General features: G+C 64.8%; 14 protein-coding genes. 2 read left to right on the top strand and 12 right to left on the bottom strand.

The window, feature by feature from the left end:
* Nucleotides 1-96: 96 nt before the first annotated feature.
* Genes GJ672_RS07405 through GJ672_RS07420 form a run of 4 tightly spaced genes read right to left on the bottom strand, consistent with a single transcriptional unit; the run spans nucleotide 97 to nucleotide 4137 of the window.
* Nucleotides 97-1557 (bottom strand): TrkH family potassium uptake protein, encoded by a 1461-nt coding sequence (locus GJ672_RS07405; protein WP_154296591.1) that lies wholly within the window; start codon nucleotides 1555-1557, stop codon nucleotides 97-99.
* Nucleotides 1558-1560: 3 nt separating this feature from the next.
* Nucleotides 1561-2241, bottom strand: coding sequence for a TrkA family potassium uptake protein (locus GJ672_RS07410; protein ID WP_154296592.1), 681 nt, complete (start codon nucleotides 2239-2241; stop codon nucleotides 1561-1563).
* Nucleotides 2242-2279: 38 nt separating this feature from the next.
* Nucleotides 2280-3296, bottom strand: coding sequence for a serine/threonine protein kinase (locus tag GJ672_RS07415; protein WP_154296593.1), 1017 nt, complete (start codon nucleotides 3294-3296; stop codon nucleotides 2280-2282).
* A complete protein-coding gene (locus tag GJ672_RS07420) occupies nucleotides 3289-4137 on the bottom strand; it encodes a PHP domain-containing protein (RefSeq protein WP_154296594.1) in 849 nt (282 codons plus the stop codon). The genes GJ672_RS07415 and GJ672_RS07420 overlap by 8 nt, the downstream gene beginning before the upstream one ends.
* 89 nt (nucleotides 4138-4226) lie before the next feature.
* Here GJ672_RS07420 and GJ672_RS07425 point away from each other — a divergent pair, with 89 nt between their 5' ends.
* Both GJ672_RS07425 and argF read left to right on the top strand, forming a co-directional pair.
* A complete protein-coding gene (locus GJ672_RS07425) occupies nucleotides 4227-5423 on the top strand; it encodes an acetylornithine transaminase (protein ID WP_154296595.1) in 1197 nt (398 codons plus the stop codon).
* 19 nt (nucleotides 5424-5442) lie between these two features.
* Nucleotides 5443-6342: an ornithine carbamoyltransferase gene (gene argF, locus GJ672_RS07430; RefSeq protein ID WP_154296596.1), complete on the top strand. Its 900-nt coding sequence runs from the start codon at nucleotides 5443-5445 to the stop codon at nucleotides 6340-6342.
* 41 nt (nucleotides 6343-6383) lie between these two features.
* Here argF and phoU read toward each other — a convergent pair whose 3' ends face one another.
* The 8 genes from phoU to phoR form a co-directional block, all read right to left on the bottom strand.
* On the bottom strand, nucleotides 6384-7106 hold the full coding sequence (phoU, locus tag GJ672_RS07435) for a phosphate signaling complex protein PhoU (protein WP_154296597.1): 723 nt from the start codon (nucleotides 7104-7106) through the stop codon (nucleotides 6384-6386).
* Between the two features lie 22 nt (nucleotides 7107-7128).
* Complete coding sequence (gene pstB, locus GJ672_RS07440; protein WP_154296598.1) at nucleotides 7129-7890, bottom strand: phosphate ABC transporter ATP-binding protein PstB; 762 nt, start codon at nucleotides 7888-7890, stop codon at nucleotides 7129-7131.
* Nucleotides 7891-7909: 19 nt separating this feature from the next.
* A complete protein-coding gene (gene pstA / locus GJ672_RS07445; protein ID WP_195759480.1) occupies nucleotides 7910-9079 on the bottom strand; it encodes a phosphate ABC transporter permease PstA in 1170 nt (389 codons plus the stop codon).
* Between the two features lie 13 nt (nucleotides 9080-9092).
* Complete coding sequence (gene pstC, locus GJ672_RS07450) at nucleotides 9093-10340, bottom strand: phosphate ABC transporter permease subunit PstC (RefSeq protein ID WP_229381854.1); 1248 nt, start codon at nucleotides 10338-10340, stop codon at nucleotides 9093-9095.
* Nucleotides 10341-10667: 327 nt separating this feature from the next.
* Complete coding sequence (locus tag GJ672_RS07455) at nucleotides 10668-11216, bottom strand: FKBP-type peptidyl-prolyl cis-trans isomerase (protein ID WP_154296599.1); 549 nt, start codon at nucleotides 11214-11216, stop codon at nucleotides 10668-10670.
* An 11-nt stretch (nucleotides 11217-11227) separates the two neighbouring features.
* Nucleotides 11228-12064: a tetratricopeptide repeat protein gene (locus tag GJ672_RS07460; RefSeq protein ID WP_229381855.1), complete on the bottom strand. Its 837-nt coding sequence runs from the start codon at nucleotides 12062-12064 to the stop codon at nucleotides 11228-11230.
* A gap of 101 nt (nucleotides 12065-12165) precedes the next feature.
* Nucleotides 12166-13179 (bottom strand): substrate-binding domain-containing protein, encoded by a 1014-nt coding sequence (locus tag GJ672_RS07465; RefSeq protein ID WP_154296600.1) that lies wholly within the window; start codon nucleotides 13177-13179, stop codon nucleotides 12166-12168.
* Between the two features lie 83 nt (nucleotides 13180-13262).
* Nucleotides 13263-14528 carry a phosphate regulon sensor histidine kinase PhoR gene (gene phoR, locus GJ672_RS07470; protein ID WP_229381977.1) on the bottom strand — a complete coding sequence of 422 codons (1266 nt, stop codon included), beginning with the start codon at nucleotides 14526-14528 and terminating at the stop codon, nucleotides 13263-13265.
* Nucleotides 14529-14538: the final 10 nt, after the last annotated feature.

Consider the following 14538-nt stretch of genomic DNA (forward strand, 5'->3'; position numbering starts at 1 on the left):
TCTCACCGGTCGAGATGACCGGCACCAGGCCGAACAGGGCAAACCGGGGATTGTACAGACTGCGGCGCAACATGGGTGATCCCGGAGTCGCCGGCATCAACGCCGGCCCATGACCCAGGCCACCAGCACCAGCAGCGGAAAGATCTCCAGCCGCCCAAGCAGCATCAGCAGGCTCAGCACCAGCGCGGCGGCGGAATCCAGGCCCGGCCCCGCGAGACCGGTGGAAAGCCCCGAGTTAAAGAGGGCCGAAGCGGTGTCGAAGAACACATGGGCGAGCCGCGTGTCCTCGGGAAGCCAATGCAGCAGGGTGAAGACCCCCAGCAGCCAGAGCAGCATGAAAATACCCACCAGACGAGCTGCGATTCGCCCCAGATTCGCCACCTCATCCGGCGGCAGACGCTGGCCATCATGCTGAACGGTGACCATTTCATGGGGCGTTGCTCTCAGGGAGCGCAACTGGGACAGCAGATCCTTGAGCAACAGACCCACTCGAAGCAGCTTGACGCCACCGCCGGTGGACCCGGTCATGCCGCCCATGAGCACCGCCAGCAGGACCAGGAGCAGGGCCGCATCGGACCAACGTGAAAGATCCGCGGCGGCAAAGCCGGTGGTGGTAATCGCAGACACCCAGACAAAGACCGTGTCGACCAGGCCACCCACCTCCAGGGGCAGGCCTCGCTCCAGCCACAACGCCACGGCACCGCCCGCCGTGATCCAGACCATAAGGCGCAGCTCGGTCAGCTGCCAGAGACGCGACAGCGGCACCCGCTCGACAATCAGGCGGTAGTGGACCAGAAAACTGATCGCCCCGGCGATCATGATCGGAATGTAGACGATCTTGACCGGCACCGAAGCACTCATGACGCTATCGTCAGTGATGGTGAATCCGCCGGTGGCGATGGCTGTCATGCCGTGGTTGACGGCCCTCCAGACCGGCTCCCCGGCCAGCCATAGCAGGCCGATCGCAACCAGCGTATAGCCCACGTAGATCAGCCAGATGGCCCGAACCGTGGATTTCACGGTGGGCAGAATTTTCTCTTCTCGGGCCTCGGAGAAATACAGATTCAGCGCACCGCGCTCCGCCGGCAGGATCGCCAGCAACAGAAGAATCACTCCGATCCCCCCGACCCACTGACTGAAACTCCGCCACCACTGCAGGTGCATCGGGAGCTCCGAGGGGTGCGCGATGATGGTCAGGCCCGTGGACGTGAACCCGGAGACCGACTCGAAGATCGCCTGCGCGGGGCTCTGGAATGAGTTCAGCGTCGCGAGATTCGGACCGAACAGGGCGGCCAGCCAGAATGGCAAAGCACCCACCAGCGCGATCAGGGCCCAGCTGATGGCGGCGATCAGCATGGACTGATAACGCCGGAATGGACCCACCCCCCGGGTGGTCCAGATCAGTGCCTGGCCCGATCCCAGCGCCGCCAGCGCGGTCAGCAGCAGCCCGGGCAGCGCCCACGCCTCTCCCGAGAGCCAGGCCACCGGCACCGACAGCAACGCCATCAGTCCCGGTACATGCAGGAGAAAGCCGACGCCGCGCAGGACTTCGCGCACGGCTCAGCCCTCGAGGTTATGTTCGCGGAAGAGTCGTCGCCGGCGACCGTGCAGGCGCTCTGGTGCAAACAGAATGACGCCGTCGCCGGCGGCGAGGGTGTCTTTGGGAGCCAGTTCCCGGGTCTCGCCGTCGCGTACCCGGGCGATCATCTTCAGGCCGTCGGCCAGCAGGTCACTCTTCGTCAGTTCGGCGGCGTTCATGCCAATCAGGGGAGAGGCCTCGCCCAGGGTCAGCTCGATGATCTGCTGGCCGCCGCTCAGGGTGGTGACGTCGCGGGTCTCCGGAAGCAGGGTGATGTCCAGAAGGTGCTGGGCAACCAGGCGCTCCGGGTCGGCCAGTACCCGCACTCCCAGCCGTCGGAACAGCGCCACGTGGGCCTCCCGATTGACTGTGCTGGTCAGCGTCCCGATCCCCGCTTCCTGGCCCAGCAGCATGGCCATGATGTTGGTGGAGTCATCGTCGGTGGTGGCGATCAGTGCTTCGGCACGGTCCAGCTGACTTTCCTGAGCGAACCCCTCGTCGCCCACGTCCATGGCAAGAACCCGGGCATCAAAACGCTGGGCACAGGTTTCCGCCAGCTGCGGGTCCGACTCCACCACCACCACGTCATTACTGCCTGTGGCCAGCGCTCGCTCCACCAGACTGGTACCGACCGTGCCGGCGCCGATGATCACAATCAGCATGGATGGCCTCGCTGTGTTTGCTCAGGCGACGGTTGCCATCATACGCACAGCGGCGGCTCCTGCATCGCGGCCGCTTGTTCGCGGAGGCTCAGGACATGCGCCTCCCAGTACCGGTGATCGCCAAACCAGGGGAAAGCCGCCGGAAAGGCCGGGTCGTCCCAGCGCCGCGCCAGCCAGGCGGCGTAGTGCATCATTCGCAGGGTGCGCAGCGCCTCCAGTAGCTGCAACTCCCGGGGGTCAAACTCGCAGAACTGTTCATAGCCGGTCAGCAGATCGGCCAGCTGGATGGTGCGTTCCGGGCGGTCACCGGCCAGCATCATCCACAGATCCTGAATGGCCGGCCCGGTACGACAGTCATCCAGGTCCACCAGGTGAGGCCCGGCAGGCGTCCAGAGAATATTGCCCGGGTGGAAGTCGCCGTGCAGCCGGATTGGTGTCCATTCACCGGCGCGCTGGAACGCGGCCTCGATGTCCAGCAACAGATCGTCGGTGAGCGACCGGTAGGCCGGCTCCAGATGGTCCGGGATCCAGCCCTCCGCCAGCAGAAAATCACGGCTGCCACGCCCCATCCACTCCGCATCAACCTGGGGGCGATGCTGGAATTGCCGGGCAGCGCCCACCGTGTGAAGGCGGCCCAGCAGACGCCCAAGCCACTCCAGAGTGTCCGGGTCGTCCAGTTCCGGCGCGTGACCGCCGCGACGGGGATACACGGCGAAGAAAAATCCCTGGTAAGCCCGGAGCGTCTCGTGACCTGCCGCCAGCGGTGGGACCACCGGAATGTCGTGATCCGCCAGCTCGTGAGCGAAGGCATGCTCCTCCTGCAGCGCCTCGGCGGACCAGCGCCCCGGCCGATAAACCTTGAGGATCACAAAGTCGCCGTCATCGAGACCGATCTGGTAGACCCGGTTTTCGTAGCTATTCAGCGCCAGCAGCCGCCCGTCCGGCGCCAGGCCGGTGGATTCCACCATGTCCAGCAGCAGCCCCGGGTTCATGGCCGAAAACGGATGAACCGACGAGGCTGCCGGCGGCGCTTGATCCCGGTCGGGGTCAGTCATAACCGGCTCCCCAACGCCGCCAGATGGGTTTCAGGTCCGGCGGCACGGCGGGCAAACGTCCAATGGCAATCCAGGGAAAATCCGGATCATGGAAGTCCGAACCAATGGAAGCTTCCAGCCCGAATCGCTTCGCCAGCGCCGATGCCGCGGCAAGGTCGTCGCGGCCGCCACCGCCACTGGCCACTTCGATGGCATCGCCGCCGGCCGTCACGAAGGCCTGAACTGCCGCCCGCAGGGCACCCCGGGAAAGCCGGTACCGGAGTGGATGGGCAAACACGGCGAGCCCGCCCGCCCGGTGAATCCAGCCGACCACTTCATCGATGGTCGCCCAGTCCACCGGGGCATAACCGGGCCGGCCGCGCTGCAGGTAGCGGTCGAACGCGTGGGGCATGTCGCGGGCATGGCCGGCTTCCACCAGAGCCCGGGCGAAGTGCGCGCGCCCAGGGACTCCCGCTGACGCCAGGGTGGCGACCCGGTCACGGATGTCGGCCATGCCGGCTCGGGCAAGCCGTTCGGCAATGCGATCCGCACGCTGCCGCCGCTCCCGCTGCTGACGGGCCACACCGGCGACCAGAACCGCCGCCGACGGATCCAGATCCAGTCCGACGATGTGAACCACCCCCCGGGCCCAGCGAGCGGAGAGCTCAATGCCCGCCCGACAGTCGATGCCCTCGACCCGAGCGGCGCCGGCGGCGGCGTCCAGCCCGTCCAGGGTGTCATGATCCGTCAGTGCCATGAGCTTGACACCGGCCTGGGCGGCGCGGGCAACCACGTCAGCCGGGGCCAGACGACCATCGGAGGCGGTGCTGTGCAGGTGGAGATCGACGGGGCTTTGCCGCATATTGACTGTCTTGTGGCGCTTTGCCGCCCATCCTATACTGAACCACTCGGCAGCCGCAGGCTGCCGTCTGTTTTTTGGAGGTCCGCATCATGTCATCGGCGCTGATGCCCACCTATGCCCGGCTGGACGTGGCCTTCCAGCGAGGTCAGGGCAGCTGGCTCGAAGATACCCGGGGACGCTGGTACCTGGATGCCCTGTCCGGGATTGCGGTCTGCGGTCTGGGCCATGCCCACCCGGCGGTGGCCAGAGCCGTGGCGGAGCAGGCCGAGACCCTGGTGCACACCTCGAATCTCTACCAGGTTCCTCACCAGACCACCCTGGGCGAGCGGTTATGCACGCTGTCCGGGCTTGAGCAGGTTTTCTTTGCCAACAGTGGCGCCGAAGCCAACGAAGCAGCCATCAAGCTGGCACGGCTTCATGGTCACCATCGCGGCATCGCTGACCCGGAAATTATCGTCGCCGACAACGCCTTCCATGGCCGCACCCTGGGCGCCCTGGCGGCCACCGGCAACAAAAAGGCCCAGACCGGCTTCGGGCCGCTGCCCGCCGGCTTCCGCCGGGTTCCCTATGGCGACATGGACGCGGTGGAAGCCGCCGCCTCGCCGAAGACCGCCGCGGTATTTGTGGAGCCCATTCAGGGCGAAGGCGGCATTAACGTCCCACCCGCGGGCTACCTGACCGCGCTGCGGGAGTGTTGCGATCGCCACGGCTGGCTGCTGATGCTCGATGAGGTGCAGAGCGGGGTGGCCCGCACGGGGCAGTGGTTTGCCTATCAGCACGAGGCGGTGCAGCCCGATGTGGTGACGCTGGCCAAGGCGCTGGCCAATGGCATACCGATTGGTGCCTGCCTGGCTGGGGGTCAGGCACGGGATGTGCTGGGCCCCGGCAGCCACGGCACCACCTTTGGCGGCAACCCCCTGTCTGCCCGGGCGGCACTGGCGGTGCTGGACACCATTGAAGCGGAGGGTCTGGCGGCGCGGGCCGCGGCGCTGGGCGACCGGATCCGCGAGGGCCTTCGCGACGGCCTCAGCGACCACCCGCAGCTCATCGAAATTCGCGGCAAGGGCCTGATGGTAGGGGTGGAAATGCGTGACCCCTGCGGCCAACTGGTAGCCCAGGCGCTTGAGGCCGGGCTGCTGATCAATGTCACCGCCGGCCGTGTCGTCCGGCTGCTGCCGCCGCTGATTCTCAGTGATGCCGAGGCCGACGAACTCGTCAGCCGGCTGTTGCCCCTCATTCAGCAACTCGCCCCGGCGCACCAGCCCTCGCAGGCTTCGTCCGCCTGAGCACTGGAGACCCTCTGTGATGACGCCCCGTCATTTTCTCACCCTTGACGATCTGACCAGCGAAGAACTGGCCGGGCTGCTGCGCCGGGCCGCGGAGCTGCGGGAAGCCCACCATGCGGGGGCGCTCCACGAGCCGCTCCGGGGGCGAGTGCTGGGGATGATCTTCGAGAAGTCCTCCACCCGGACCCGGGTGTCCTTCGAGGCCGGCATGGCCCAGCTGGGTGGCAGCGCGATCTTTCTGTCGCCGCGTGACAGCCAGCTGGGCCGCGGTGAACCCATTGAGGACACCGCCCGGGTGCTCTCCGGGATGGTGGATGCGGTGATGATTCGCACCTTCGCCCACGACAATGTCCAGCGGTTTGCCAGCGCATCCGCAGTGCCGGTGATCAACGGCCTGACCGATGATCATCATCCCTGCCAGCTACTGGCGGATCTGCAGACCTGGCAGGCCCATGTCGGTGACCCCGGCGGACGCGTGGTGGCCTGGATGGGCGATGGCAACAACATGTGCCGATCCTGGATGCAGGCCGCCGAAAAAATGGGGTTCACGCTGCGAATCGGTTGCCCGGGGGACTATGCCCCCGAAGACATCAACGATTACCCCGCCAGTCGGCACTGCCATGACCCCGACGAGGCAGTGGCTGATGCGGATCTGGTGGTCACCGATGTGTGGGCGAGCATGGGGATGGAGGACGAGACCAATGACCGCCTGCAGGCCTTTCTGGCCTATCAGGTGAACAGCGAGCTGATGGCAAAAGCCAGAACCGAGGCGCTGTTCATGCACTGCCTACCGGCCCATCGCGGCGAGGAAGTCAGCGCCGAAGTCATTGATGGGCCGCAGAGCGTCGTCTGGGAGGAGGCGGAGAACCGTCTCCACGCCCAGAAAGCGCTGCTGGAATGGCTGATCCTCGGTCGCTGAGCCCCGCTCGGTAGCGACGCCGGGGGCTCGGTGTAGTGCGACTAGCGCCGGTCGCCGGTGGCTTCCGCCGCCATCTGCTCGAAGCTGACGTGGCGCACGTCCTTGCCGCGAACAAAATAAATGACGTACTCGCAGATATTGCGTGAGCGATCACCAATACGCTCCAACGACCGGGTGGCCCAGACAATATCCAGAACCGGAGGCACCGAGCGCGGGTTGTCCTCCAGATTCTTGACCAGCCGCCGAATGATGGCGTCGTACTGGGCGTCCGCCTTGATGTCCTCCTGAGCCACCCGTACCGCCTGTTCAGCGTCCATGCGGGCGAATGCATCCAGCGCACCCCGCACCATGCCCTTCACCTGCTCGCCCAGCGCCGCGATTTCCCCCATGGGGCTGCGCTGCCGGTCCTCTTCAAGCAGATGCAGCGCCATGCGTCCGACCCGCTCGGCCTCATCGCCAATGCGCTCGAGATCGGTGATGGTCTTGATGACCGCAACCACCAGCCGCAGGTCGCTGGCCGCTGGCTGACGACGGGCCAGAACACTGATGCAGGCATCATCCAGTTCCACTTCCATGGCGTTGACCCGGTAGTCGGAGGTGACCACCTGCTCGCCCTTGGCCTGATCACCGCTTACCAGTGCCTCGAGGGCCGCCTCCAGCTGCTGTTCGACCAGTCCCCCCATGGTCATGACCTGGGTGATGATCTGCTCGAGATCCTCGTTGTACTGCTGAGAGATGTGCTGCGAGAAACCTTTCTTGTCCATCGTTGCTTCCGCTCCTGCGGCTTCAGCCGAACCGGCCGGTGATGTAGTCCTCGGTGCGCTGCACCCGGGGATTGGTGAACAGCGTGTCCGTGTCATTGAACTCCACCACCTGCCCCATGTGGAAGAAGGCCGTGTACCCCGCGACCCGGGCCGCCTGCTGCAGATTGTGGGTCACGATCACGATGGTGTAGTTGTCCTTCAGTTCGTGGATGAGTTCCTCCACGGTGGCGGTGGCCAGTGGATCCAGCGCCGACGCTGGCTCATCCATGAGAATCACCTCCGGGTTAACAGCAATCGCCCGGGCGATGCACAGGCGCTGCTGCTGACCACCGGAGAGCTCCGTTCCCGGGGTATCCAGCCGATCCGCCACCTCTTTCCATAGACCGGCACGCTTCAGAGAAGATTCCACCAGATCGTCCAGCTCCGAGCGGGAGCGCGCGGTGCCGTGCAGGCGCGGGGCGTAGGCGATATTTTCGTAAATGCTTTTCGGAAACGGGTTGGGCTTCTGGAAAACCATGCCAACAAAGGTGCGCAGCTGCACCACGTCAACGCTGGAATCGTAAATGTCCTCTTCGTCCAGCGAGACGCGTCCCTGCAGACGAACCTGCGGAATCAGGTCATTCATCCGATTCAGGCAACGCAGGAACGTGGACTTGCCACAGCCCGATGGCCCGATGAGCGCGGTGACTTCGCGGTCATACATGGAGAGGTTGACGTCATGCAGTGCCTGAGTCTGGCCGTACCAGAGGTTGAGATCCTCGGCCTGCATCTTCACCTGCGGCATGGTTTTACCCTGTTATTGATTACCAGCGACGCTCGAAGCGCCGACGGAGCAGCACCGCCGTGGCATTGAGCGTCAGCAGAACGGCCAGCAACACCATGATGCCGGCCCCGGTTCTTTCCTGGAATGCCTGACGGGGTTCGCTGGCCCAGGTAAAGATCTGGGCCGGCAACACGGTCGCGGCATCGAAAATACCCCCCGGTGCATCCGGGATGTAGGCGATCATGCCCACGATAATCAGCGGCGCCGTCTCGCCCATGGCCTGGGCCAGACCGATGATGGTACCGGTGAGTATGCCAGGCAGGGACAGGGGCAGCACATGGTCCCGCACCACCTGCCAGCGGGAGCATCCCATGGCGAATGCACCCAGCCGAATCGGATCCGGCACCGCCCGCAGGGCCGCCCGGGTGCTGATAATGATGATGGGCAGCGTCATTAACGCCAGGGTCAGCCCGCCCACCAGGGCGGAGGATCGAGGCACGCCGAAGGTGTTGATGAACACCGCCAGACCGAGCAACCCGAAAATGATGGACGGCACCGCCGCCAGATTGTTGATATTGACTTCTATGGCCTGGGTGAGCCGGTTGTCCGGGGCGAACTCTTCCAGATAGATCGCCGACATCACGCCGATGGGAAAGGCGATAGCCAGGGTCACCATCAGCACCAGCAACGAGCCCACCACCGCGGACAGAATACCGGCCATTTCCGGCAGCTTGGAGTCGCCGGAGGTGAAGAAAATCCAATTGAAGGAAGACCGGATGACCCCCTCATCCCGCAGTGACTCCACCCGTGCTGCCAGGTCATCGGCGAGGGTTTCGTTGCCCTTGAAGTACTGGTCAATGCGGCTGTAGACCGGCACCCAGGTCTCCCGGGTGGTACCGGCCAGCTCCGGGTTGTTGCGCATCTCCAGCGGGATGCTGCGCACCGCCCCGCGGGACACCACATCGCGCAGATCCTCATCGATGGCGAACTGCCCGATGCGCTCGGCCCGCTCGTTGTAATCCAGCGTGACCCGAATTTCGTGCTGCCAGAAGGCGGTATAGCCCTGGCCGATGATATCGGCGAAGAAGCCGATGATGATGCCGAATGCCACTAGCAGGGCCGTAATGGAATAGGCCTTGAATCGCGCCTCGCGCCGATAGCGGGCCTTAATTCGGGGGTCATTGGCAGACCCGGTCAGTCGTCGCTGCATGGTCGCATCCCCCCTAGTCGTACTTCTGCTTGAAGCGGCGCACCAGGTAGGTGGACACCAGGTTGAGCATCAACGTGACGATAAAGAGCACCAGGCCCAGCGCGAAGGCCGCCAGCGTCATGGGGCTGTCGAACGCCTGGTCGCCGGTGAGGGAATAAACGATGTTCACCGTGACCGTGGTCATGTCTTCCAGCGGATTCCAGGTGAGATTGGGCCGCACCCCAGCGGCCATGACCACGATCATGGTCTCGCCCAGGGCCCGGGACACCCCCAGCAGAAAGGCCGAAATGATACCCGGGAGTGCCGCCGGCAGAATCACCTGCTTGATGGTCTCGGAGTGGGTGGTCCCGAGGGCATAGGCTCCCTCTCGAAGACTCTGGGGAATGCTGTTGATGACGTCGTCCGAGAGCGAGGATATGAACGGAATGATCATGATCCCCATGACAATGCCCGGGGACAGGATGTTGCTGTAGGAGGCATCCAGGCCGAAAAAATTGGCGGCATTGACCACCAGCGGCGTTACCGTCACCGCGGCGAAGAAACCGTAAACCACCGTGGGGATGCCCGCGAGAATTTCCAGAACCGGCTTGGCAAAGCTGCGCTGCCGGCGGCTGGCATATTCGGACATGAAAATCGCGGAGAGCAGGCCAATGGGCAGTGCCGTGGCCATGGCGATGGCGGTCACCATGAAGGTACCGGCGAACAGCGGCACGGAGCCAAAGAAGGATCCGCCCTCCTCGACCTCGTCGCCACGCCCGGCCGCTTCAAGGAAGGTGTCGCCGGGCGACCAGACCGTTCCGGTGACGAACTCCCAGACGCTGACGGCGCGGAAAAAGCGCATCGCTTCGAACAGCACGGACAGCACGATGGAGATGGTGGTCACGATGGAAATCAGCGCCGCGCTTAGCAGCAGCAGCCTGATCACCGTGTCCAGCGCGTTGCGCGCCCGGACTTCCGGGCGAACGGCCCGCAGGCCGTAGGCCAGACCTAGCAGGGCCACCGCCACCGACACCACCAGCACCAGCTCCCGGGCCGGGGCGATGAGGCCGGTAACGCTGAGAAGGGCCGCCAGCAACGCCACGCCCAGTGCCGGCAGGCCCATCCAGACCACGGAATACCAGCCGTACTGCTGGGGCCGGGAATGCATGCGGACGCCGGATGCGATGGTGTTCACCGCCTTGCCGCGCCCGAGGCGATAGGCCAGCAGGCCAAGTGGCGCCAGCACCGCCATCAGCAGCAGAGTCGTCGTCCCGATGCCCAATTGGCTATCCCGTATCGCCGAGGAAAATACACGGGTAGGCCACGCCCAATCCGGACACGACCACCACGGCGCCGAATACTCACTCAGACGATCGGGTCTTGCAACTCATGATTGCCTCAAGTCCCTCATGAGACCCGGGCAATGCCGGCAATGCTCCGCCGTTTTCAGGGAAAGAGTCGCGGGTCAGGACTCCTTTTTGTCAGTGCCCCGGGGCTCGCCGGCGTTGACGATGGCCTCCATCTCGCTCAAGTCGATGTGACGGCGATGTGACAATTTCGTGACAGTCGAAAAGTGCCGGCGGGTCGCCCGCCGAATCGGTGGCCGGTCTCAGAGACCCGGCACTGGCTGTTCCCAGGCCTCGCGCTCTACCGGCTGCTGGGGCTCAACGATGGCTCGCAGCTGCAGTTCGAATACCAGGGTCTCCTCGGGGCCAATCTGGCCGCCCCCCGAGGTTCCATAAGCCAGGTCCGGCGGGATGACCAACCGCACCTCACTACCCACGGGAAGGGCGTTCAGGACCTGCTGCCATCCCGGGATGGTGCGATCCACGGGCACCGTCGCCGGCTCAGGGTCGCGCCGGGAGCTGTCGAACTCCCGTCCGTCCACGTGCCAGCCCCGGTAATGGACCTGCACCCAGCTGGACTCCCCGGGAATCTCCCCCGCCCCCTCACGGAGCATTTCCACCTGCAGGCCATTGTCGAAGGTCACGACACCGGACCGTTGACCATTGCTGGCGCGGTAAGCGGATCCCGCCTCGGCATTGATACGGGCCAGCAGGATCCGGTCCTCGATTTGCTCGGGAGTCAGGCCACAGGATCGGGCACCGACAAAGATCAGCACCAGGGCCAGCAAACTGAAAATAATGAGTCGATGCATGAAGGCGTGATTCAGGGACGACCGAGGGCCCATTCCACGGCGAGACGCCGCGCGGCCGCCCGATCCTCGTCATCCAGGTTTTCATCCAGCCGCCGCCGCAGTTGTTCACCGAGCGGATCCCCTTCCGCTGCGGCGAGATTGGCCCACTTGGCGGCCAGAACCGGATCAGCGTCCACGCCCTGTCCCTGCTGATACATGAACGCCAGCCAGCCCTGCATCTGCCCATGGCCATGGTCGGCGCCAATGCGGGCATAGCGGGCCGCCTCCTGATCATCCACCGGATGATCACCGATGCCTTCCATGTAGAGCCGCGTCAGGAAATAGGCCGCCATGATCTGGCCCTCATCGAGGGCTTCTTCCAGCAGGCCTTTCGCCTGGAAAACCCGATGGGGCGCGCGGCCGCCGAGGGCATCGGAGATCAGCACCGAGGCCCAGGCGGTCTTGGCCGGGGTGTGCTGGGCATCAATGGCGTGACCGAACCAGTGCTCGGCCCGTTCGCGATCCCGGTCCACTCCGTCCCCGGCCAGATACATCCAGGCCACCTTGAGCGCAAATGCATCGGCGCCCGCCATCGCCGCGCGGCTGTACCAGTGTGCTGCCCGCTCGCCATCCCGGGGTACACCATGGCCCTGCTCGTGGATCCAGCCCAGGTGAGTCATGGCGGTGGCGGATCCGGCTTCCGCGGCCCGCCGGAAAGCCTGGCGCGCCCCCGTCCAGTCCGGTGGATCCTGTGAGAGCAGCGCGTGCGCCCTGGTCTCCGCCGCCTCGGGTGGGCCGTCCATCGCCGGGGCCGCGGCAGCGGTGCCGACCAGCAACAACAGGCAGACGGTGAGAGAGCGCAACCGCATGGTGCCCACCTCCAGTGGCATTCGTGACAGAGCGGGACGACCCAGGACCATCACGCATCACTACACACCATGCGTGTTACAGATTTTTGACAGCGGGCCGGTTACTCCAGGTCAGAGCGGCTCACGGTTACCCGGTCTTCCACCCGCTGACGCCACTCCATTCGCTGCTCTGCCGGCATGGGGATCAGACCTTCGTCCACCAGCAGACCCCCCTCACCGATCATCAGCTCATCCATGAATAGATCCAGAAACTCATCCAGCCCAGTGACCGCTGCCTCATGGGCCGCCTTGATGTAGAGCCACATGGAGCGGGACACCGGATACTCGCCGCTGGAAATGCTCTCGACGGTGGGCACGGCGCCATCAATGGTCGCACCGGCAATGGTGTCGCGGTTTTCCTCGAGAAAGCTGAAGCCGAAGATGCCCACCGCTTCCCGGTTCTGCCGAATCCGCTGAACGATCAGGTTGTCGTTTTCTCCGGAGTCGACATAGGGGCCATCAGCCCGGATTCGGCTGTAGGGCCGCGGATAACCCAGGCTTTCACTGACGGCTTCCATGACCAGCTCCTCGAACGCATCGCGGGTGCCGGAGGTGGAAGGCGGACCCAGCACCTCGATACGGCGCTCCGGCAGCGCATCGTCAATCTGATTCCAATGGGTATAGGGGTTATCAACCAGCTCGCCTCCCCGGGGCACCTGCGCGGCCACGGCCAGGGTCAGTTGTTCCCGGGTCAGGGCGAGGGGTTCGTTGTCGATGCTTTGAGCCACCACAATGCCATCGGCGCCAATCTGCGCTTCGACAATATCGTTGACGCCATTGTCCTGGCAGCGATCAAACTCACTGGTTTTCATGCGGCGGGAGGCGTTGTTGATGTCCGGTGTGTTCAGCCCGACGCCGTCGCAGAACAGGCGCATGCCACCGCCGGACCCGGTGGCTTCGACCACCGGCGTGCGAAGGCCGGTGATGGCACCAAACTCCTCCGCCACGTAACTGGTAAACGGAAAGACGGTGCTTGATCCGACAATCCGTAGCTGCTCTCGCTCGGACGCCGCAGCCGTCGAAGCCAGGGCCAGTCCGGTCACCATCGCCACAGTGATCATCTTCCAATGGGACATTAACGACTCCTCGTGGTGCTGTCTGAAAACACCGCACAGGATAGCGTGAAAATCGGGCAATGACTTGACCGGAAAACCAGCGGTCAGGACACCCGAGTTGCGATGGTGCGGCCGTCTGCGCCGGCACAACCTCGAACCGGCTCCGGGAAACGGCAGCAGAACCGGCTACCCTCCCCCGGGCTGCTTTCGATATCGAGAGTCGCGCCGTGGCGGGAGAGGGCATGCTTGACGATGGCGAGGCCCAGGCCGGTGCCTGCGGCGCGCCCCGAGCCCCCCGGATCCACCCGGTAGAATCGCTCCGTAAGTCTTGGCAGGTGCTGCGGGGGAATGCCCCGACCGGTGTCAGTGACCGCCAGGCAGGCCTCGCTGCCCTCCTGATGCCAGTCGACGGTGATTCGCCCGCCAGGCTCGGTGTATTTGACAGCGTTGGTGAGCAAATTGGACAAGGCGCTGCGGATTTCATCGGCATCGCCACGAACGGTGAGGTCCGGGTCCACCGCCGTGCTGAGCTCATGCTGATCACTGCTGAAGCGCCTGGCCTCCTCAACGGCCGACTCAACAATCGACGGCATGTCCACGGCCATGGCTTCCACCGCCGGAGCCTCTGTCTCCAGGCGGGACAGCAGCAGCAGATCATCCACCAGCAAGCTCATGCGCTCGATCTGCTCTTCCATCAGCGTCAGGGATCGGCCGAGTGGCTTGTCGTCACCCACCTCGTGATCGGCGATCTGCTCGGTCATGCCCCGCAGCACGGTCAGGGGTGTCCGGAATTCGTGGGAAATATTGGCCACGAAGTCCTGGCGCATGGTTTCCAGCCGGTGCACCTGGGTCACGTCACGGGCGAGCAGCAGTTGCTGGTCAAGACCGTAGGGCACCACGCGGATTTCCAGCATGCGCCGGGCGTTGCGCGGCGCCGGAATTTTCACCGCCTCGTTCCAGTCGGCCCGATTCAGGTAACCGGTGAACTCCGGGTGCCGGATCAGGTTGGCAATTCGCACCCCCTGATCCCGGGGCCAGTCGAGGGCCAGATAGTGGGTGGCCACCCGGTTCCACCACTGGATGGCACCGTTGCCATCCAGGACCACGGTGCCGTCGGGCATGGCGTTGGCGCTCTCCCGGAAGCGTTGCAACAGGCCGCTGAGACGGTGACGGCGGTGTCGCTGACGCTGCTGACGGCGCACCATGATGTCGAACACCTCGCCCCACAGGCCGGTGGCCTTCGGCGGGCTGGTTCGCCGACTACGCCGCAGCCACGATTCCAGGCGGTAGAGTTGATAGCCGTGGAATCCCAGTGCCCCCAGAGCCGCCATCAGCAGCACCAGCAGCGGCTGGCCGACAAGGAGACCCATCAGGACGACC

The sequence above is a fragment of the Spiribacter sp. 2438 genome, assembly GCF_009676705.1.
GTDB lineage: Bacteria > Pseudomonadota > Gammaproteobacteria > Nitrococcales > Nitrococcaceae > Spiribacter.

What these genes read in the sequence shown, in the direction of transcription:
- GJ672_RS07410 (WP_154296592.1), bottom strand. Translation starts at nt 2,241, where the DNA reads ATGCTGATTGTGATCATCGGCGCCGGCACGGTCGGTACCAGTCTGGTG.
- GJ672_RS07415 (WP_154296593.1), bottom strand. Translation starts at nt 3,296, where the DNA reads ATGACTGACCCCGACCGGGATCAAGCGCCGCCGGCAGCCTCGTCGGTT.
- GJ672_RS07420 (WP_154296594.1), bottom strand. Translation starts at nt 4,137, where the DNA reads ATGCGGCAAAGCCCCGTCGATCTCCACCTGCACAGCACCGCCTCCGAT.
- GJ672_RS07425 (WP_154296595.1), top strand. Translation starts at nt 4,227, where the DNA reads ATGTCATCGGCGCTGATGCCCACCTATGCCCGGCTGGACGTGGCCTTC.
- argF (WP_154296596.1), top strand. Translation starts at nt 5,443, where the DNA reads ATGACGCCCCGTCATTTTCTCACCCTTGACGATCTGACCAGCGAAGAA.
- phoU (WP_154296597.1), bottom strand. Translation starts at nt 7,106, where the DNA reads ATGGACAAGAAAGGTTTCTCGCAGCACATCTCTCAGCAGTACAACGAG.
- pstB (WP_154296598.1), bottom strand. Translation starts at nt 7,890, where the DNA reads ATGCCGCAGGTGAAGATGCAGGCCGAGGATCTCAACCTCTGGTACGGC.
- pstA (WP_195759480.1), bottom strand. Translation starts at nt 9,079, where the DNA reads ATGCAGCGACGACTGACCGGGTCTGCCAATGACCCCCGAATTAAGGCC.
- GJ672_RS07455 (WP_154296599.1), bottom strand. Translation starts at nt 11,216, where the DNA reads ATGCATCGACTCATTATTTTCAGTTTGCTGGCCCTGGTGCTGATCTTT.
- GJ672_RS07460 (WP_229381855.1), bottom strand. Translation starts at nt 12,064, where the DNA reads ATGCGGTTGCGCTCTCTCACCGTCTGCCTGTTGTTGCTGGTCGGCACC.
- GJ672_RS07465 (WP_154296600.1), bottom strand. Translation starts at nt 13,179, where the DNA reads ATGTCCCATTGGAAGATGATCACTGTGGCGATGGTGACCGGACTGGCC.
- phoR (WP_229381977.1), bottom strand. Translation starts at nt 14,528, where the DNA reads ATGGGTCTCCTTGTCGGCCAGCCGCTGCTGGTGCTGCTGATGGCGGCT.